Below are 17,999 nucleotides of genomic sequence, written 5' to 3'. Positions count from 1 at the left end.
CCCCCGGCCGACCAACCTATTCCCGGCCGCCGACACCGGCCGAATCGCTGCCGAACCACCGGGCCGCGATGGGTACCGGTCCCGCATGGACGACCCCGTGACTCCCGCCCCCGATGCGTCCGACGCGTCCGGCGGCCCCGGCGTACCCGTCTCCCAGCTCGCCGGCGGCCGCGTGCGCCGGTCGGGGCGGTGGGCGGTCGGGCTGAGCGGGGGTGAGCCGTTCGCCGTCTCGCCGCGCTGCCGGCACCAGCTCGCCGACCTCTCGAAGGGTGCGGTCGACGCGGACGGCTGCCTGGTGTGCCCCTGGCACGCCAGCCGGTACGACGTGCGCACCGGGGAGATGGTGTCCGGCCCGCAGGGCTTCGCGACCTACCGGGGCCCCACGCCGAGGTACGCGCGGGTCGTCCGGGCGTACGGCCGGGTGCTCACGCTGCGCCGGCGGCGGACGCGGGTCGTCGGCGACCAGGTGGTCGTCGAGAAGTGACGACCCTGGCCCGCCGCGAGCGGCACGCCCTCTGCGACCTCGTCCTGGCGCTCGGCCCCACCGCCCCGACCCTGCTCGACGGCTGGGACGCCACCGACCTGGTGACCCACCTGCTGGTCCGCGAGCACAGCCCCCTGGGCGCGGCCGGCCTCCTCGTCCCGCCGCTGTCCGGGCTCACCGACCGGGCGATGGCGCGCCGGCGCCGGCAGGACCCCGCCGCCCTCGTCGAGCGGCTGCGCGAGCCCGGGGCCACGCCGTACGCCCTGCCGGGGGTGGAGGTGCTCGCCAACACCCTGGAGTACCTCGTGCACCACGAGGACCTGCGCCGCGCCCAGCCGGGCTGGGAGCCGCGCCGGCTGGACCCGGTCGACCTCGACCTGGTGTGGCGGCTGGTCTCCGGGATGGGCCGGCTGCTGGTGCGTCCCGCCGGCGTCCCCGTGCGCGCCGTACGCTCCGACACCGGCGCCGCCGTCACCCTGCGCCGCGGCCCGGACCCCGTCGTGGTGACCGGGCCGGTCGTCGAGCTGACCCTCTTCCTCTTCGGTCGCGACGCGGTCCGCGACGTCGTCCTCGACGGCCCGCCCGACGCCGTCACCACCCTCCGGGAAGCCGACCTCGGCCTCTGACCCCCGCCGAGTCGGCGCTTGTGTTCGCGTTCTCCACAGCCGATCGGTGGAGAACCCGGACATTGGCGCCGACTCGGCGAAGGGGGGTGGGGTCAGGCGGGGTGGGCGGTGGAGGTGCGGACCGGGTGGCCGGCGGCGGAGAGGGTGGCCTTGACGTCGCCGATGCGCAGGGTGCCGAAGTGGAAGACCGTGGCGGCCAGCACGGCGTCCGCGCCGGCGTCGACCGCGGGCGGGAAGTGCTCGGTGCGGCCCGCGCCGCCCGAGGCGATGACGGGGATGCCGACCTCGCGGCGGACCGCGCGGATCAGCTCGAGGTCGAAGCCGTCCTGGGTGCCGTCGGCGTCCATCGCGTTGAGCAGGATCTCCCCCGCCCCGAGCTCGGCGGCGCGCACCGCCCACGCCACGGCGTCGAGCCCGGCCGACTTCCGGCCGCCGTGGGTGGTGACCTCGAAGCCGGAGTCGGTGCCCGCCGCCCGGCGGGCGTCGACGGACAGCACCAGGACCTGGTTGCCGAACCGGCCGGCGATCTCGGCGACCAGCTCGGGACGGCGGATCGCCGCGGTGTTCACCGCGACCTTGTCGGCGCCCGCGCGCAGCAGCCGGTCGACGTCCTCGACCGCGCCGATCCCGCCCCCGACGGTGAGCGGGATGAAGACCTGCTCGGCGGTCGCCGAGACGATGTCCATCGTCGTGGCGCGGCCCTCGTGGGAGGCGGAGATGTCGAGGAAGGTCAGCTCGTCGGCGCCCTCCGCGTCGTAGAGCCGGGCGAGCTCGACGGGGTCGCCGGCGTCCCGCAGCTCCTGGAAGTTCACGCCCTTGACCACCCGGCCGCCGTCGACGTCCAGGCACGGGATGACCCGGACGGCGAGGGTCATGCGGTCCCCTTGGTCAGCGCCAGCGCGTCCTCGAGGGTGAACCGGCCCTCGTAGAGCGCGGTGCCGGCGATCGCGCCCTCGACGCCGTCGGGCACCAGGTCCATCAGCGCCCGGATGTCCTCGAGCGTCGTCACGCCGCCGGAGGCCACCACCGGGCGGTCGGTGGCGGCGCAGACGTCGCGGAGCAGCTGCAGGTTCGGCCCCTGGAGCATGCCGTCCTTGTTGACGTCGGTGACCACGTAGCGCGCGCAGCCCTCGGCGTCGAGCCGGGCGAGCACCTCGTAGAGGTCGCCGCCCTCGCGGGTCCAGCCGCGCGCGGCGAGGGTGCGGCCGCGGACGTCGAGGCCGATCGCGATCCGGTCGCCGTGCTCGGCGATCACCTTGGCGCACCACTCGGGGTGCTCGAGCGCGGCGGTGCCGATGTTGACCCGGCGGCAGCCGGTGGCCAGCGCGGCCGCGAGCGACTCGTCGTCGCGGATGCCGCCGCTCATCTCCACGTCGATGTCGAGGGCGCCCACGATCTCGGCCTGGAGCTCGCGGTTCGTGCCGCGGCCGAACGCCGCGTCGAGGTCGACGAGGTGCAGCCACTCCGCGCCGGCGTCCTGCCAGCGGCGCGCCGCGGCGACCGGGTCGCCGTAGGCGCGCTCGGAGCCGGCCACGCCCTGGGTGAGCTGGACGGCGCGGCCCTCGGTGATGTCGACGGCGGGCAGCAGCTGGAGATAGGTCATCGGGGATCTCTCGTGGTCAGGTGCGACGGAACAGCAGGGTGTGCAGGACGGGGGCGACGAGCAGCGAGACCACGAGCACCATGGCGCGCGCGGGCCAGTCGGAGGAGAACGCCCAGACCAGCAGGTTGACCAGGAGCAGCAGGAGCCCGGTCGCCCAGACCTGCTTGCGCCGGCGCTCGGCGAGGATCCCGCCGGGACGGGTACGCCGGCGCGGCAGCCTCGCCGTCACCGTCCTGACCCGCGCCTCCCGGCGCTCGCGACGCTCGGCCTCGGCGGCCCGGGCAGCGGCCATCACCGCCGCCTCGCGCTGCCGTTCCTCGCGCCGGCGGGCCCGCTCCTTGCTCATCGGCTCACAGGCTCAGCACCCAGTTGCGCAGCAGCGCCGCGCCGGCGTCGCCGGACTTCTCCGGGTGGAACTGGGTCGCCGAGAGCGGGCCGTTCTCGACGGCGGCGACGAACCGGTCCCCGCCGGTCTCGGCCCAGGTGACCAGCGGCGCCTTGGTGCGGTCGTTGGTGGTGAGCGTCCAGTCGCGCACGGCGTAGGAGTGCACGAAGTAGAACCGCTCGTCCTCGAGGCCCGCGAACAGGGTGCTCCCCGGCGCGGCCTCGACGGTGTTCCACCCCATGTGCGGCACCACGGGCGACTGGAGCCGCTCGACGACGCCGGGCCACTCGTGGCAGCCCTCGGTCTCGACGCCGTGCTCGACGCCGCGCTCGAAGAGCACCTGCATGCCGACGCAGATGCCCAGCACCGGACGGCCGCCCGCGAGCCGGCGGCCGATCAGCCGGTCGCCCTTGACCTCCCGGAGCCCGGCCATGCACGCGGCGAACGCGCCGACGCCCGGCACGAGCAGCCCGTCGGCGTTCAGGCAGGTGTCGAAGTCGGAGGTCAGCTCGACGTCCGCGCCGGCCCGCTCCATCGCCCGCACGGCGGAGCGCAGGTTGCCCGAGCCGTAGTCGAGGACCGCGACCCGCGGGGTGCTCAGAGCGCCCCCTTCGTGGAGGGCACGCCCGTCTCACGCGGGTCGACCGCGATCGCGTCGCGGAAGGCCCGGGCGAACGCCTTGAACTGGGTCTCCACGATGTGGTGCGGCTCGCGTCCCGCGAGCACCCGCACGTGCAGGGCGAGGTGGCCGTGGAAGGCGATCGTCTCGAAGACGTGGCGGGTCAGCGAGCCGAGGTACGACGGGGTGGTGCCGCCGAGCGCGACGTACTGCTGGCCCTCGGGCTCGCCGGTGTGCACGCAGTAGGGGCGGCCGGACACGTCGACCACGGCCTGCACCAGCGCCTCGTCGAGCGGCACGGTGGCGTCGCCGAACCGGCGGATGCCGACCTTGTCGCCGAGGGCGGCGCGCAGCGCCTGACCCAGCACGATCGCGGTGTCCTCGACGGTGTGGTGGGCGTCGATGTGGGTGTCGCCGGCGGTCTGCACGGTCAGGTCGACCAGCGCGTGCCGGGCGAACGCGGTGAGCATGTGGTCGTAGAACCCGACCCCGGTGGAGATGTCGTGGCGCCCGGTGCCGTCGAGGTCGACCTCGACGAGCACCTTCGACTCGCTCGTCTGCCGCTCGATGCGTGCGGTCCTGCTCATGACGCGTCCTCTTCCATCACTTCGGCCATCGCTTGGGTCAGTGCCTGCTTGAACGTCTGCATCTCGTCGGCTGTTCCGACCGAGACCCGCAGCCAGCCCTCGGGGCCGACCTCGCGGACGAGAACCCCCCGGTCCAGGAGCCGCTGCCACACAGCATGGCGGTCCGCGAACGTGCCGAACAGCACGAAGTTGGCGTCGGAGTCGGCGACCCGCAGCCCCTGGGCGCGCAGCCAGCTCACCGTCTCGTCGCGCTCGGCCCGGAGCTCGTCGACCCGGCCGAGCAGCTCCTCGGCGTGCCGGAGCGCGGCCAGCGCGGCCGCCTGGGTGACCGCGGAGAGGTGGTAGGGCAGCCGCACCACCCGGATCGCGTCGCAGATCGCCGGGTCCGCAGCGAGGTAGCCCAGCCGCAGCCCGGCGGCCGCGAACGCCTTGCTCATGGTGCGGGTGACCACGAGGTTGCGGTGCTGCGGGAGCAGCTCCAGCGCGCTCGGCACGCCCGCGCGGCGGAACTCGCCGTACGCCTCGTCGACGACGACCAGGCCGTCCCAGCCGTCACCGGACGCCGCCTCGCACAGCCGGCCGACGGCCTCCGGCGGCAGGGCGGTGCCGGTCGGGTTGTTCGGGCTCGGCAGCAGCACCACGCTCGGCCGCTGCTCGCGCACCAGCGCCGCGGCGGCGTCCAGGTCGAGGGAGAAGTCGTCGGCGCGCCGGCCCTGCACCCAGGCGGTGGAGGTGTCGCGGGCGTACTCCGGATACATCGAGTACGTCGGGGCGAAGCTCAGCGCGCTGCGACCGGGGCCGCCGAAGGCCTGCAGCAGCTGGAGCATCACCTCGTTGGACCCGTTGGCCGCCCACACCTGCTCGGGGACCACGCCGCGCGGGGTGTCCCGGGAGAGGTACGCCGCGAGCGCGGTGCGCAGCGCGACGTGCTCCCGGTCGGGGTAGCGGTTCAGCGTGGTCGCGGCCTCCGCGACCGCGGTCGCGATGTCGGCGATGCAGGCCGCCGAGGGGCCGTAGGGGTTCTCGTTGGTGTTCAGCTGCACCGGCGCCTGCTCGGTGGAGACCTGCGGGGCGCCGTACGGCTGCAGGCCGCGCAGCTCCTCGCGCAGAGGAGGAAAGGTCACGGCGCGCCCCTACCGCTCGAAGCGCACGCGGATGGCGGCGCCGTGACCGGGCAGGTCCTCGGCCTCGGCGAGCGTGACGACGTGGTCGGCGACGTCGGCCAGCCCCTCGCGGGAGTAGTCCACGACGTGCACCGACTTGGTGAACGCGCGCACGGAGAGCCCGCTGCTGTGGCAGGCACAGCCGCCGGTCGGCAGCACGTGGTTGGAGCCGGCGCAGTAGTCGCCCAGCGAGACCGGCGCGTGCGGCCCCACGAAGATCGCCCCGGCGTTGCGCACGCGCGCGGCCCAGGTCGCGGCGTCCGCGGTCTGGATCTCGAGGTGCTCGGCGGCGTAGGCGTCGACGACCTGCAGGCCCTGCTCGAGGTCGTCGACGAGGACGACGCCCGACTGCGAGCCGGTGAGCGCGGTGCGGATCCGGTCGGTGTGCTTGGTCTCGAAGACCTGCTTGTCGAGCTCGCGGAGCACCTCGTCGGCGAGCCGCTCGGAGGGGGTCACCAGCACGGCGGCGGCCAGCGGGTCGTGCTCGGCCTGGCTGACCAGGTCGGCCGCGAGGTACGCCGGCTCCGCGGTGTCGTCGGCGAGGATCGCGATCTCGGTCGGGCCGGCCTCGGAGTCGATGCCGACCTCGCCCTTGAGCAGCCGCTTGGCGGTGACGACGTAGATGTTGCCGGGGCCGGTGACCAGGTCGACCTTGGCGCACGGACCGGCGCCGTAGGCGAACATCGCGACCGCCTGGGCGCCGCCCACGGCGTACACCTCCTCGATGCCGAGCAGCGCGCAGGCCGCCAGGATCGTGGGGTGCGGCAGCCCGCCGAAGTCCTTCTGGGGCGGGCTGGCGAGCGCGATCGAGCCGACGCCAGCGGTCTGCGCGGGCACGGCGTTCATCAGCACGCTGGAGACGAGGGGCGCGAGCCCGCCGGGCACGTAGAGCCCGACCCGCCCGACCGGGACCTTGCGGTGGGTCACCCGGGCGCCCGGGCCGAGGTCGGTGGTCACGTCGTGCTCGAGCTCGGCCGCGCAGGTCGCCCGGAGCCGGCGCACCGACTCCTCCAGGCCCGCCCGGATCGCCGGGTCGAGCTCGGCCAGCGCCTGCTGCAGGGCCGCGGCCGGCACCCGGACGTCGTCGGGCGCGACGCCGTCGAACCGCTCGGAGAGCTCGCGGACGGCGTCCATCCCGCGGGTGCGGACCGCCTCGAGGATCGGGCGGACGGCATGCGTCGCGGCCTCGACGTCGAACTCCGCGCGCGGCACGACCGCGCGGTAGTCGATGGGCCCGCCGCCGTCGGCGGTGGCCCCTCGCAGGTCGATCCGGCGCATCATGCCTCGATCTTACGAGCGGTGGGCCGCTGCTCCCGAACTCGCGACGTCTGCTGGACGGGAGCGATGCCCTACGTTGGGGGGGTGACGGAGACGCTGCCGATGTTCCCGCTGAACATGGTGCTCTTTCCCGGTGTGAGCGTGCCGCTACGGGTCTTCGAGGACCGCTACCGCGCGCTGGTCCACCACCTGCTGCGCGTCGAGGACCCCGCGGAGCGGGTCTTCGGCACCGTCGGCATCCGCGAGGGCTACGAGGTGGGCGACCACGGCGCGCAGTCGCTCTACCGGGTCGGCTGCCGCGTGCAGCTCACCGAGGTCGAGGCGCAGCCGGACGGCACCTTCGAGATCGAGGCGGTCGGGGTGGAGCGGATCGAGCTCGAGCGGCTCGAGACCTCGGGCCCCTTCCCCGTGGGCCACGTGCGGGTCCGTCCCGATACGGAGGCGGTCGTCCCCGCGCACGTGCTGGAGGCGGCCCGGGCCACCTTCTCGGCCTACCGCGCCGCCCTGGCCGGGATCCGCACCGACCCCTACGCCGGCTCGCTGCCCCAGGACCCGACGTACCTGTCCTGGACGCTGGCGGCCTGCGCCCCGCTCCCGATGCCGGAGCGGCAGACCCTGCTGGAGGCCGAGGACGCCGAGGAGCGGCTGGTGCTGGTGACCGACCTGCTGCGCACCGAGCTGCGCGCGATGAACGTCATCCCCTCGCTCCCGGCCACCGAGGTCGCCCGCACCCGCTGGTCCCCCAACTAGCGCGCCGGGACCGCGTCGATGGCGAGGAAGCAGCGGGCCGCGGGCGGCACCCCGGCCACCGTCGCGCTGGCGGCGGCAGGGATCGAGCACACGGTCCACCCCTACGAGCACGACCCGCGGGCGGAGTCCTACGGCCTGGAGGCCGCGCAGGCCCTCGGCGTCGACCCGACGCGCGTGCTCAAGACCCTGATGGCCAGCGTCGACGGCCGGCTCGCGGTCGCGGTGGTGCCGGTGGCGGGCCGCCTGGACCTCAAGGCCCTCGCCCGCGCGCTCGGCGGCAGCCGGGCGGTGCTGGCCGACCCGGCCGCGGCCGAGCGGGCCACGGGGTACGTCGTGGGCGGGATCTCGCCGGTCGGCCAGCGGCGGGCGCACCCGACCGTGCTCGACGCGAGCGCCCTGGACCACCCGACGGTCTACGTGTCCGCCGGCCGCCGCGGGCTCGACGTCGAGCTGGCGCCGGCCGACCTGGTGGCCCTGACCGGCGCCACCGTCGCGCCGGTCAGCCGCTCGTGATCAGTGGTCGTGATCAGTCGGTGCTGATCCGCAGCAGGGAGTGGGCGACGCCGTCGTCCTCCCAGGCGCTCATGCCGAGCGCCACGAGCGGCGCCAGGTTCGCGGCGATCTCGTCGTCGGGGCCCATCGTCCCCTCGACCAGCTCGACGACCCGGGCGACGTCGACGTAGAGGACCGCCGCGGCGTCCTTCTCGGGCACCACGTCCCGGTAGGACGCCTCGTCGCCGAGGTCGCCGTCCTCGAGCACCCGGTCGCGGTACTCCTCGTGGGGACCGATGGCGACCGCGTCGCCCTCGCTGGTGCTGTCGAGGACGGGCTGGTCGGACCCGACGCCCGCGCGGATCTGGTCGAGCACCTCCTCGATGGCCCCGGTGTCACCGAGGACCTTCAGCGCCACCGGGACGTCGGTGCCGTCCTCGGAGTCCGCGAACGTGTCGGCGTCGAAGTCGCCGCCGATGGACAGGACCGCCGAGTCGCCCGCGAGGGTCTCGGCGTCCTCCGGCAGCGACATCCCGGTCTCCTCCTCGAGCTCCTCGAGCAGGGTCTCGGCGTCCTCGCCGACCGAGGAGGAGGCCGTGGCCATCAGCTCGTCGAACCAGCCCTCGGCGAAGCCGATCCCGACCGCGGCCGCGGTGTCGGCCGGCAGGGTCGCCAGCGCGTCGGCGCCGCCGTCGCCGGCGTAGAAGCTCTCACCGGAGAGGCCGGGGTCGCCCGCGACCTCCACCTCGACCGAGCCGCCGTCGAAGCGGATGGTGACCGCGGCGCCCTCGAAGTTCTCGAGCGCCTCGCTCATCTCGTCGGGCACCTCGGGCTCGAGCTCCTGCTCGAACGGGTCGTCCTCCTCGAAGATGACGTCGCCCCCCGCGCTGGCCGAGGGCTCGACGGGCACGGCGGGCATGGCGGGCATGGAGGACGACTCGGAGTAGGCGTAGGAGTGGCCGGGGAAGAACATGCCGCCGAGGCTGTCGCCGAGGAACGCGCCGGCCTCCGGGGCGGCGTACAGCGTCACGACGCCGGGGTCGCCGGCGGCGTCCACCCACTCGCGGAACGTCTCGTCGTCGGCCAGCGAGCCGTCCTCGGTCTCGGCGACGACGTCGTCGACGGCGCTCTGGGTCTCGGCGAGCACCAGCCAGTCCCCGACGATCTCGAGGCCGGGCATCTCGGACTCCTCGGTCTCGCCGCAGGCGAAGATCTCCTCGATGCCGTCCTCGGCCGCGTCCGCGTCGGTCACCTGGACCACGAACACGGGCTCCGGCATCTCCTCGCCCAGGTCGACGGCGGCCACCGCGGCCCGGTCGCCGAGCCACGAGCCGATGACCTCGTCGTAGTCGATCTCGCAGGGGGCGCTCTCGAGGGCCTCCCCGATCACCCGCTCCTTGATGTCGATCTCGGAGACGTCGCCGGAGAGGTCGAGCTCCTGGTCGATCGCCGGGAACTTGCGCAGCGTGCGCAGCGCGTCGAGCTTCTGCTCGCCGCTCGGGTCCAGGTCGATGCTGGCGTAGCCGATCGTGCCGGCGGGGAGCGCCTCGGCCGGCTGCGGCCCGGTCGAGAGGTACCACCAGGCACCGAACGCCGCGCCGCCGACCGCGCCGAGACCCACGACGGCACCGCCGGCGAGCCACCACTTCCGTCGGCCGCCGCCGGCCGTCGCCCGGTCGTGCGGCGGGATCGGACCGCCGGCCCCGCGCTCGAGCACCTCGGCGCCCGGGGGCTGGCTCGACGGGGGCGGGCTGGAGGGAGGAGGACCCGGAGGGAGGCTGGACACGCGCGGAGCCTATCGCTCGCGGCGCCCGGCGGTCCCGAGAAAGACGACGATCAGTGCGAGCAGCGCCCCGAACGGCAGCGCGGTGAACGGGCTGGCACCGCTGACGTGCAGGTGCCCCTCGAGCTCGGTGCCGTCGCTGGCGGAGCGGGCCAGCTCGCTCGGGTCGGGCGGCCCCAGGGCGGTGCCGACGACGAACATCAGCAGCGCGGCGAGGCAGGAGCCCACGACGACGGCCGCGACGGTGACGAGCTCGTGGCGGGCGAGCAGCAGCGCGCTGACCGCTCCTCCGACCAGGCCGGTCACCAGCGCGACCAGCACGTAGAGCGCGGTGCCGGAGAAGTCGGCGCGCTGGCCCTCGTCGTACGGCGAGGGGAACCACTCCCCCTGCGAGACGACGCCGGTCGGGGCGTCCCAGACGGCGTACCAGACCAACCCGGCCAGGACGCCCAGGACGGCGAAGAGCACGACGATCGCGACGACCTGGCCGGCCGCGGACCTGGCCAGGTCCCTCAGCTGGTCAGGCAACCCGGCCCCAGCAGCTGCTTGAGGTCGGCGAAGAGCGCCGGGCTGGGCGTGACCCGCAGCCGGTCGTCGAGTCGCATCACCTTGGTGGCCTCGCGGGTGAGCAGCCGCAGCCGCACCTCGGTCATGCCGGGGTGGGTCCCGAGGACGTCCTTGAGCTGCTCGACCACCGGACCAGTACACCGGGTGGACGGCAGCGAGATCACCACGGGTCCGCTCGGGCCGTCGGAGATGTCGGGGACCGACACCTCCTGGCCGTGGATCTCGGGCTGGTCCTTGCTCTTGGACAGCCGGCCCTTGACGGTGATGATCGCGTCCTCGACCAGGTAGGTGCTGGCCAGCTGGTAGGCGCTGGGGAACAGCAGCACGTCGATCGCGCCGTCGAGGTCCTCGAGGGTGATCATCGCCCACGCGTCGCCGCGCTTGGTGATCTTGCGCTGCACGGAGGTGACCAGCCCGCTGATGGTGATCGGCGAGCCGTCGGTGCGCTCCTCGTCGAGCATCAGCTGGCCCACGGTGCAGTCGGAGGTGGTGCTCAGCACGTGCTCGAGGCCGAGCAGCGGGTGGTCGGAGACGTAGAGGCCGAGCATGTCGCGCTCGTGGCCGAGCAGCGTCATCTTGTCCCACTCGTCGAGGTCGGGGACGGTCACGGAGATGCCGAAGCCGCCGCCGGCCGACTCGTCGAGGCCCCCGAAGAGGGAGTCCTGGCCGATCGCCTCGTTGCGCTTGATGTCGACATACTGGTCGACCGCGGTCTCGTGGATCGCCACCAGCGCGCGGCGGCAGTGCTTCATCTCGTCGAACGCGCCGGCCTTGACCAGCGACTCGACCACGCGCTTGTTGCAGACCAGCGCCGGGACCTTCTCCATGAAGTCGTTGAAGTCGGCGTAGCGGCCCTTCTCCTCACGCGCGGAGACGATGCCGTCGACCACGTTGACGCCGACGTTGCGCACGGCGGTGAGGCCGAAGCGGACGTCGGTGCCGACCGGGGTGAAGTCGGCCGCCGACTCGTTGACGTCGGGCGGGAGCACCTGGATCTTCATCCGGCGGCACTCGTTGAGGTAGATCGCGGACTTGTCCTTGTCGTCCTTGGTCGAGGTGAGCAGCGCCGCCATGTACTCGGCCGGGTAGTTGGCCTTGAGGTACGCCGTCCAGTAGGACACCAGGCCGTACGCCGCGGAGTGCGCCTTGTTGAAGGCGTAGTCGGAGAACGGCAGCAGGACCTCCCAGAGGGTCTTGACCGCGGCCATGGAGTAGCCGCGCTCCTGCATGCCGGCGGAGAACCCGGCGAACTGCTTGTCCAGCTCCTCCTTCTTCTTCTTGCCCATCGCGCGGCGCAGGATGTCGGCCTGGCCCAGGCTGTAGCCCGCGAGCTTCTGCGCGATGGCCATCACCTGCTCCTGGTAGACGATCAGGCCGTAGGTCTCGCCCAGGATCTCCGAGAGCGGCTCGGCCAGCTCGGGGTGGATCGGCTCCACCGGCTCGCGGCCGGTCTTGCGGCGGGCGTACTTGTTGTGGGAGTCCGCGCCCATCGGACCGGGGCGGTAGAGCGCGCCGACCGCGGAGATGTCCTCGAAGGTGTCGGGGCGCATGCTGCGCAGCAGCGCCCGCATCGGGCCGCCGTCGAGCTGGAAGACGCCGAGGGTGTCGCCGCGCTGGAGCAGCCGGTAGGTCGCCTCGTCGGTGAGCGGCAGCTCCTCGAGGACGACCGTCTCCCCGCGGTTGGCCACGATGTTCTTCACCGCGTCGTCGAGCACGGTGAGGTTGCGCAGGCCGAGGAAGTCCATCTTGATCAGGCCGAGGCCCTCACAGGTGGGGTAGTCGAACTGCGTGATCATCGCGCCGTCGGCGGGCCGCTTGAGCAGCGGGATGATGTCCTCGAGCGGCTCGCTGGACATGATCACGCCGGCCGCGTGCACGCCCCACTGCCGCTTGAGGCCCTCGATGCCGATGGCGGTGTCGACGACCTTCTGCACGTCGTTGTCGCCGTCGTAGAGGGCCCGGAACTCCCCGCCCTCGCCGAAGCGCTTGTGCCCGGGGTCGAAGATGTCCTTGAGCGGGACGTCCTTGCCCATCACCGAGGCCGGCATCGCCTTGGTGATCCGGTCACCCATCGCGAAGGGGTAGCCAAGGATCCGGCTGGAGTCCTTGACCGCCTGCTTGGCCTTGATGGTGCCGTACGTGACGATGTAGGAGACCCGGTCGTCGCCGTACTTGTCGGTGACGTACTTGATGACCTCGCCGCGCCGGCGCTCGTCGAAGTCGATGTCGAAGTCGGGCATCGAGACGCGGTCGGGGTTGAGGAAGCGCTCGAAGATCAGGCCGTGCTCGAGCGGGTCGAGGTCGGTGATCCGCATCGCGTAGGCGACCATCGAGCCCGCGCCGGAGCCACGGCCCGGGCCCACCCGGATGCCGTTGTCCTTGGCCCAGTTGATGAAGTCGGCGACGACGAGGAAGTACCCCGGGAAGCCCATCTGGGTGATCACGCCGATCTCGAACTCGGCCTGCTTGCGCACCTTGTCGGGGATGCCGGCGGGGTAGCGGAAGCGCAGCCCCTTCTCGACCTCCTTGACCAGCCAGGAGTCCTCGTTCTCCCCGGGCGGGCAGGGGAAGCGCGGCATGTAGGTGCCGTTGCCCTCGGTGAACTCGACGTTGCAGCGCTCGGCGACCAGCAGCGTGTTGTCGCAGGCCTCGCGCAGGTCGTACTTGTCGACCCAGAGCGCCCGCATCTCCTGCGGGGACTTGATGTAGTAGCCGTCGCCGCTGAACGCGAACCGCTGGCCCGGGCCGTCGCCGGCCGGGATGTCCATCGTGGAGCCGGAGTTGATGCAGAGCAGGTGCTCCTGGGACTTGGCGTCCTCGCGGTTGACGTAGTGGGAGTCGTTGGTCGCCAGGAGCGGGATCTTCAGGTCCTTGGCGAGCCGCAGCAGCCCGTCGCGGACGCGGTTCTCGATGTCGAGGCCGTGGTCCATCAGCTCGAGGAAGTAGTTCTCCCGGCCGAGGATGTCCTGGAAGTCGCCGGCGGCCTTGCGCGCCGCGTCGTACTGCCCGTAGCGGAGGTGGACCTGCACCTCGCCCGAGGGGCAGCCGGTGGTGCCGATGATGCCCTTGCCGTGCTGGGCGAGCAGCTCGCGGTCCATGCGGGGGTGCTTGAAGAACCCGTCGCGCCAGGCGCCGGTCGAGAGCCGGAACAGGTTGTGCATGCCCTCCGTGGTCTCCGAGAGCAGCGTCATGTGGGTGTAGGCGCCGCGGGCGGAGACGTCGTCGGGGCCGCCGTCGTAGAAGTTGACGCCGCGCTTCTCGAACCGGGAGATGTTCGGCGCGAAGTAGGCCTCGATACCGATGATCGGCTTGACCCCGGCGGCCTTGGACTTCTTGTAGAACTCATAGGCGCCGAACACGTTGCCGTGGTCGGTCATCGCGATCGCGGGCATGCCGAGCTCGGCCGCGCGCTCGGCCATCGCGCCGAGGCGCGCCGCACCGTCGAGCATGGAGTACTCGGTGTGCACGTGGAGGTGGACGAACGAGTCCTGTGAGCCGGTCGACATCGTCGCGGAGCGCTCCTCGGCGTGCTGGAGGTGGGCAGGCAGCATCAGCCACCGACAGGGCCGGCGTCGATCTGGGGGAAGGACGCCAGCCTACGTGACGGCTGACCCCGATCATGGCACCGCGCACCGACAGTCCGCGGCACCGTGAGGCTCCCCACGGGGGACCCGAGGGATCACCCCTCGCGGGCCGCGTCCAGGCTCTCCTCGACGACCACGCGCACGATCCGGGCCAGCCGGTCGGCGCCCAGCGCGGGCGCGCGCAGCGCCATCGCCTCCGCGATCTCCCGCTCGCGCGCGGGGTCCCGGGTCGGCCCGCCCTTGACCGGCTGGATGGCCCGGGTCAGGGCCGCGCGGCGGGCCAGCAAGTCCCCGAGCGCCGCGTCGACCTCGTCGACGAGGCCGCGGAGGAACCGCAGCGGGTCGCGCCCGGGCCAGGCCATCCGGACGTCGGGCGCGTGCTCCTCGTTGGCGGAGCCGTCGGTGTGCTCGAGCTCCACCAGCCCGTGCCGCGCGTAGAACCGGCGCGCGCCGCGGTTGGACTCGAAGACCCAGAGGCAGAAGCCATCGGGACGCAGCCCCTTGGCCAGGTCCAGGAGCGCGGCGCCGACTCCCCCGCCGTACGCGCCGGGGCGGACGTAGAGGTCGTCGAGCCAGTCGTCGGTCAGGACGAGGTAGCCGACCAGCTCCCCGTCGCGCTCGGCGACCCACCCCTCCCCGTTCTCCGCCAGCCGCCGGCCCATCCAGGCGCGGGTCTCCTCGGCGGTGTGCACCGTCGGCGGCAGGCTGCCGAGGTTCGCGGCGCGCGCCGCGAGGTGCAGCTCGGCCATCGCCGCGGCGTCCTCGGGACCGGCGGGACGCAGCAGCAGGTCGGGAGCCTCGCTCGGCTCAGCGTTCGGCCCAGCGTTCGGCCCAGCGTTGGGCTCAGCGTTCGGCTCAGTGGGCATCTCGGATGACCTCGAGCGCGTGCGCGAGGTCGTCGGGGTAGGACGACTCGTACTCGACGTGCTCGCCGGTGTCGGGGTGCTCGAAGCCGAGCCGCACCGCGTGCAGCCACTGCCGCTCGAGCCCCACCCGCTTGGCGAGGGTCGGGTCGGCGCCGTACGTCAGGTCGCCGACGCAGGGGTGCTTGAGCGCGGCCATGTGCACGCGGATCTGGTGGGTGCGCCCGGTCTCCAGGTGCACCTCGAGCAGGCTCGCGAACCGGTGCGCCTCGAGCGTCTCGTAGTGGGTGACGCTGGGCCGCCCGTCGGCCATCACCGCGAACTTGTAGTCGGCCTTGGGGTGGCGGCCGATCGGCGCGTCGACCGTGCCCTCGAGCGGGTCGGGGTGGCCCTGCACGAGCGCGTGGTAGGTCTTCTCCACGGTGCGCTGGCGGAAGGCGTTCTTGAGCAGCGAGTAGGCGCGCTCGGACTTGGTGATCACCATGACGCCGGAGGTGCCGACGTCGAGCCGCTGCACGATGCCCTGGCGCTCGGAGGCGCCGCTGGTGGCGATCCGGAAGCCGGCGCCGGCGAGGTGGCCGACGACCGTCGGGCCGTTCCACCCGGGCGAGGGGTGGACCGCGACGCCGACCGGCTTGTCGATCACCACGATCGCGTCGTCGTCGTGGAGGATCCGGATGCCCTCGACCACCTCGGGGACGACCTCGAGGGGGTCGGCGGTGACGGGGATCGTGACCTCGAGGATCGATCCCGGCAGCACCCGGTCGCTCTTGCCCACGTCGCGGCCGTCGACCTGCACGTGGCCGGTCGCGATCAGGTCGGCGGCGCGGGTGCGGGAGAGCCCGAACATCTGGGCGATGGCGGCGTCGACACGCTCGCCCGCCAGACCGTCGGGGACGGACAGGATGCGGTGGTCGGTCTGGGTCACTGGTCCTCGCTCGTGCGGGTGCCGTCGAGACGGATGCCGCGGAAGGCCTGGACCAGGATCAGCCCGGCGGCGATGTTGATGCAGATGTCGGCGATGTTGAAGACCGGCCAGTTGGGCAGCATCAGGAAGTCGATGACGTGCCCGCGCAGCGGTCCGGGGTCGCGCAGCAGGCGGTCGGTGAGGTTGCCGGCGACGCCGGCGAGCAGCGACCCGAGCGCCACGGCCCAGACGGTGCTGCCGACCCGCCGGACCAGCCAGAGCACGACCACGACGGCGGCGATCGACACGCAGCTCAGCACGACGGTGTACTCCGTGCCGGTGCTGAAGGCCGCACCCGGGTTGCGCGTCAGGTGCAGCACGAGCAGGTCGCCGACCAGCGGCACGTCCTCGGCGCGACCGGAGAGGTGCTCCACGGCCAGGACCTTGGTGACCACGTCGACGGCGTAGGCCGTGATCGCGATCGCGGCGAGCAGCCAGCGCAGACGGACCCGTCCCGCGGCCCGTGGGGCCTGTGCGTCCCCCCGGTCGCCTCGGTCCTCGGCGTCGCTCAGCGACGTTCCTCGCGCTGCTTGCATGGCATGCAGAGTGTCGCACGCGGAAACGCCATCAACCGCATCTTACCGATGGGCTGCTCGCAGGACTCGCACACGCCGTACGTGCCGTCGTCGATGCGCGCCAGGGCCCGGTCGATCTGGGCGAGCTTGTCGCGCTCGATGTTGAGCACCGTCAGCTCGTGGTCGCGCTCGAAGCTCGTCGCGCCCATGTCGGCCTGGTCCTGGCCGGCGCCGTCCCCGGAGTCGCGCATCAGCCCGGAGAGCTCGGTCTCCTGCTCCGCCACGATCCCCGCGCTGTGCCCGCGCTGCTCGTGCAGCTCGCCGAGCACCTCCGCGAGCTCGGCCTTGGCCCAGGCCTCCTCGCCCGCCTTGACCACCAGCGGGCCGGTCTTCTGGGCGGCGGTCTTCTTGACGGCCTTCCTGGCGGTCTTCGCGGCGGTCCTCGGCGTGGGGGCCTTCGCGGCGGCCTTCTTGGCCGGCGCGGCCTTCTTGGCCGGCGCGGCCTTCTTCGCGGGCGCGGCCTTCTTCGCCGGCGCGGCCTGGGCGGCGGCCTTCTTCTCCGGCGTCTTCGTGGCCGGCGTCTTCTTGGCCGGCGTCTTCGTGGCCGGCGTCTTCTTCGCGACCGCCTTCTTGGCCGGCGCCTTCGCCGCGGGCTTCTTCGTGGCGGGCTTCTTCGTGGCGGGCGTCGTCGCGGGCTGCTCGTCCTCGGCCGCGGCACCCGACCGGCGGGAGACGACCTTGCGGGCGACGCTCACCGCCTGACCGGCCAGCGACTTCCTCGTGCTGCGAGCCATGGCTGGCCTCCATCCGGGGCGGGACACGTGGCAGGGCCACAGGTGTGCGAGGACAGTAGCGGGTGGCTCGGACGGCTCCAAGCAGCCACACCGGGGGCGCAGCGGCCCGACAGGCAAGAACGGCCGGCCCCGAGGGGCCGGCCGTCCGTGCTGGTGCGCCCGGAGGCGCGGTGGATCAGTTCTCTTCGTCGCCGAGGATCGAGCGGAGCCGCTTGGGCGCCGGGGTCTCCTCGGTGGGCGCAGAGGTCTCGGCGGAGCCGTTGAGCGCCTCGAGCTGCTGGCTGAAGTAGCTCTTCAGGCGGGAGCGGTACTCGCGCTCGAACGAGCGGAGCGTCTCCACCTCGCTGCTGAGCCGGTCGCGCTCGCGCTCGAGCTCGCCGAACATCTGCTGGCGGCGCTCGGCGGTCTCGGAGTCCAGCATCTGCGCGCGGGTGCGGGCGTCGGCCTCGAGGCGCTCGGCCTTGGTCTTGGCCTCGGCCTCGAGCCGCTCGGCGCGGGTGCGGGCGGAGCCGACGATCTCGTCGGCCTCGTTCTTGGCCTCGTCGACGAGCTCGTCGGCGTTGCGCGTGGCGATCTCGAGCAGCCGGGCCGCAGCGTTGGACGCCTGGGGCACGGTCTCGACGCGGATCGTCTCGGCGGGGGTCACCACCGGGGCGGGCTCGGCGACGCGGGCCGGCTCCGGCTCGGGCTCCGGCTCGGGCTTCCGCTCCACCACCGGCGCCGGCGTCGGCTCGGGGGCCGGCATCGGCGTCCCGGACTGGGCGGAGGCCAGCTTGGCGCGCAGGTCCTCGTTCTCCCTGGTCAGGCGCGCGAGCTCGGCCTCGACCTCGTCGAGGAACTGGTCCACCTCGCCCATGTCGTAACCCTCACGAAGCCGGACGGGAGTAAACCGCTTGTTACTCACGTCCTCAGGCGTCAGTGGCATGCCCTCACCCATTC

General features: G+C 73.1%; 18 protein-coding genes and 1 pseudogene. 4 read left to right on the top strand and 15 right to left on the bottom strand.

All coding sequences use genetic code 11. From position 1 onward, the window contains the following. Window positions 1-85: 85 nt before the first annotated feature. Both H4O22_RS07445 and H4O22_RS07440 read left to right on the top strand, forming a co-directional pair. The gene (locus tag H4O22_RS07445) at window positions 86-484 is read left to right on the top strand and encodes a Rieske (2Fe-2S) protein (protein ID WP_182526378.1); all 399 of its coding nucleotides are present in this window, start codon (window positions 86-88) and stop codon (window positions 482-484) included. Beyond that, window positions 481-1,110 carry a TIGR03085 family metal-binding protein gene (locus H4O22_RS07440; RefSeq protein ID WP_182526377.1) on the top strand — a complete coding sequence of 210 codons (630 nt, stop codon included), beginning with the start codon at window positions 481-483 and terminating at the stop codon, window positions 1,108-1,110. Before H4O22_RS07445 ends, H4O22_RS07440 begins: the two co-directional genes overlap by 4 nt. Window positions 1,111-1,202: 92 nt before the next feature. Here H4O22_RS07440 and hisF read toward each other — a convergent pair whose 3' ends face one another. Genes hisF through hisD form a run of 7 tightly spaced genes read right to left on the bottom strand, consistent with a single transcriptional unit; the run spans window position 1,203 to window position 6,748 of the window. Beyond that, window positions 1,203-1,985 (bottom strand): imidazole glycerol phosphate synthase subunit HisF, encoded by a 783-nt coding sequence (gene hisF, locus H4O22_RS07435; RefSeq protein ID WP_182526376.1) that lies wholly within the window; start codon window positions 1,983-1,985, stop codon window positions 1,203-1,205. Continuing rightward, window positions 1,982-2,713, bottom strand: coding sequence for a bifunctional 1-(5-phosphoribosyl)-5-((5-phosphoribosylamino)methylideneamino)imidazole-4-carboxamide isomerase/phosphoribosylanthranilate isomerase PriA (gene priA, locus H4O22_RS07430; RefSeq protein WP_182526375.1), 732 nt, complete (start codon window positions 2,711-2,713; stop codon window positions 1,982-1,984). Before priA ends, hisF begins: the two co-directional genes overlap by 4 nt. 16 nt (window positions 2,714-2,729) lie before the next feature. Beyond that, window positions 2,730-3,059 carry a hypothetical protein gene (locus H4O22_RS07425; protein ID WP_182526374.1) on the bottom strand — a complete coding sequence of 110 codons (330 nt, stop codon included), beginning with the start codon at window positions 3,057-3,059 and terminating at the stop codon, window positions 2,730-2,732. 4 nt (window positions 3,060-3,063) lie between these two features. After that, on the bottom strand, window positions 3,064-3,699 hold the full coding sequence (gene hisH, locus H4O22_RS07420) for an imidazole glycerol phosphate synthase subunit HisH (protein WP_182527013.1): 636 nt from the start codon (window positions 3,697-3,699) through the stop codon (window positions 3,064-3,066). Next, complete coding sequence (hisB, locus tag H4O22_RS07415) at window positions 3,696-4,304, bottom strand: imidazoleglycerol-phosphate dehydratase HisB (RefSeq protein WP_182526373.1); 609 nt, start codon at window positions 4,302-4,304, stop codon at window positions 3,696-3,698. The genes hisH and hisB overlap by 4 nt, the downstream gene beginning before the upstream one ends. Continuing rightward, complete coding sequence (locus H4O22_RS07410) at window positions 4,301-5,428, bottom strand: histidinol-phosphate transaminase (RefSeq protein ID WP_182526372.1); 1,128 nt, start codon at window positions 5,426-5,428, stop codon at window positions 4,301-4,303. The genes hisB and H4O22_RS07410 overlap by 4 nt, the downstream gene beginning before the upstream one ends. Window positions 5,429-5,437: 9 nt before the next feature. Next, the gene (hisD, locus tag H4O22_RS07405; protein ID WP_182526371.1) at window positions 5,438-6,748 is read right to left on the bottom strand and encodes a histidinol dehydrogenase; all 1,311 of its coding nucleotides are present in this window, start codon (window positions 6,746-6,748) and stop codon (window positions 5,438-5,440) included. 81 nt (window positions 6,749-6,829) lie between these two features. Here hisD and H4O22_RS07400 point away from each other — a divergent pair, with 81 nt between their 5' ends. Both H4O22_RS07400 and ybaK read left to right on the top strand, forming a co-directional pair. After that, a complete protein-coding gene (locus tag H4O22_RS07400; RefSeq protein ID WP_182526370.1) occupies window positions 6,830-7,495 on the top strand; it encodes an LON peptidase substrate-binding domain-containing protein in 666 nt (221 codons plus the stop codon). A gap of 18 nt (window positions 7,496-7,513) precedes the next feature. After that, window positions 7,514-8,008: a Cys-tRNA(Pro) deacylase gene (ybaK, locus tag H4O22_RS07395; RefSeq protein WP_182526369.1), complete on the top strand. Its 495-nt coding sequence runs from the start codon at window positions 7,514-7,516 to the stop codon at window positions 8,006-8,008. Window positions 8,009-8,021: 13 nt separating this feature from the next. Here the strand turns inward: ybaK and H4O22_RS07390 are convergent, their stop codons facing one another. The 8 genes and pseudogenes from H4O22_RS07390 to H4O22_RS20865 form a co-directional block, all read right to left on the bottom strand. Beyond that, complete coding sequence (locus H4O22_RS07390) at window positions 8,022-9,773, bottom strand: hypothetical protein (protein WP_182526368.1); 1,752 nt, start codon at window positions 9,771-9,773, stop codon at window positions 8,022-8,024. A gap of 9 nt (window positions 9,774-9,782) precedes the next feature. Then, window positions 9,783-10,298, bottom strand: a complete 516-nt coding sequence (locus tag H4O22_RS07385) for a hypothetical protein (RefSeq protein WP_182526367.1) — start codon at window positions 10,296-10,298, stop codon at window positions 9,783-9,785. Then, window positions 10,283-13,843 carry a DNA polymerase III subunit alpha gene (gene dnaE / locus H4O22_RS07380; RefSeq protein WP_182527012.1) on the bottom strand — a complete coding sequence of 1,187 codons (3,561 nt, stop codon included), beginning with the start codon at window positions 13,841-13,843 and terminating at the stop codon, window positions 10,283-10,285. Before dnaE ends, H4O22_RS07385 begins: the two co-directional genes overlap by 16 nt. 173 nt (window positions 13,844-14,016) lie before the next feature. Further along, on the bottom strand, window positions 14,017-14,787 hold the full coding sequence (locus tag H4O22_RS07375; RefSeq protein WP_182526366.1) for a GNAT family N-acetyltransferase: 771 nt from the start codon (window positions 14,785-14,787) through the stop codon (window positions 14,017-14,019). After that, window positions 14,777-15,712, bottom strand: coding sequence for an RluA family pseudouridine synthase (locus H4O22_RS07370; protein ID WP_182526365.1), 936 nt, complete (start codon window positions 15,710-15,712; stop codon window positions 14,777-14,779). Before H4O22_RS07370 ends, H4O22_RS07375 begins: the two co-directional genes overlap by 11 nt. Continuing rightward, a complete protein-coding gene (gene lspA, locus H4O22_RS07365; RefSeq protein ID WP_182526364.1) occupies window positions 15,709-16,287 on the bottom strand; it encodes a signal peptidase II in 579 nt (192 codons plus the stop codon). Before lspA ends, H4O22_RS07370 begins: the two co-directional genes overlap by 4 nt. Further along, window positions 16,260-17,060: a TraR/DksA family transcriptional regulator gene (locus H4O22_RS07360; RefSeq protein ID WP_182526363.1), complete on the bottom strand. Its 801-nt coding sequence runs from the start codon at window positions 17,058-17,060 to the stop codon at window positions 16,260-16,262. Before H4O22_RS07360 ends, lspA begins: the two co-directional genes overlap by 28 nt. A gap of 769 nt (window positions 17,061-17,829) precedes the next feature. Further along, window positions 17,830-17,985 (bottom strand): annotated as a pseudogene (locus H4O22_RS20865) (DivIVA domain-containing protein); the annotation flags it as partial. Between the last annotated feature and the right edge of the window lie 14 nt (window positions 17,986-17,999).

Origin of the sequence: Nocardioides dongkuii (genome assembly GCF_014127485.1) — a bacterium.
GTDB lineage: Bacteria > Actinomycetota > Actinomycetes > Propionibacteriales > Nocardioidaceae > Nocardioides > Nocardioides dongkuii.
The sequence above is the reverse complement of the archived record's forward strand: the minus strand, read 5'-3'. Positions and strand labels throughout refer to the sequence as shown.

Bases quoted from the DNA above. Each gene is read 5' to 3' on its own strand.
- hisD (WP_182526371.1), bottom strand. From the start codon at position 6,748: ATGATGCGCCGGATCGACCTGCGAGGGGCCACCGCCGACGGCGGCGGG.
- dnaE (WP_182527012.1), bottom strand. From the start codon at position 13,843: ATGTCGACCGGCTCACAGGACTCGTTCGTCCACCTCCACGTGCACACC.
- hisF (WP_182526376.1), bottom strand. From the start codon at position 1,985: ATGACCCTCGCCGTCCGGGTCATCCCGTGCCTGGACGTCGACGGCGGC.
- hisB (WP_182526373.1), bottom strand. From the start codon at position 4,304: ATGAGCAGGACCGCACGCATCGAGCGGCAGACGAGCGAGTCGAAGGTG.
- lspA (WP_182526364.1), bottom strand. From the start codon at position 16,287: ATGCAAGCAGCGCGAGGAACGTCGCTGAGCGACGCCGAGGACCGAGGC.
- priA (WP_182526375.1), bottom strand. From the start codon at position 2,713: ATGACCTATCTCCAGCTGCTGCCCGCCGTCGACATCACCGAGGGCCGC.
- H4O22_RS07375 (WP_182526366.1), bottom strand. From the start codon at position 14,787: ATGCCCACTGAGCCGAACGCTGAGCCCAACGCTGGGCCGAACGCTGGG.
- H4O22_RS07445 (WP_182526378.1), top strand. From the start codon at position 86: ATGGACGACCCCGTGACTCCCGCCCCCGATGCGTCCGACGCGTCCGGC.
- H4O22_RS07360 (WP_182526363.1), bottom strand. From the start codon at position 17,060: ATGGCTCGCAGCACGAGGAAGTCGCTGGCCGGTCAGGCGGTGAGCGTC.
- H4O22_RS07425 (WP_182526374.1), bottom strand. From the start codon at position 3,059: ATGAGCAAGGAGCGGGCCCGCCGGCGCGAGGAACGGCAGCGCGAGGCG.
- ybaK (WP_182526369.1), top strand. From the start codon at position 7,514: ATGGCGAGGAAGCAGCGGGCCGCGGGCGGCACCCCGGCCACCGTCGCG.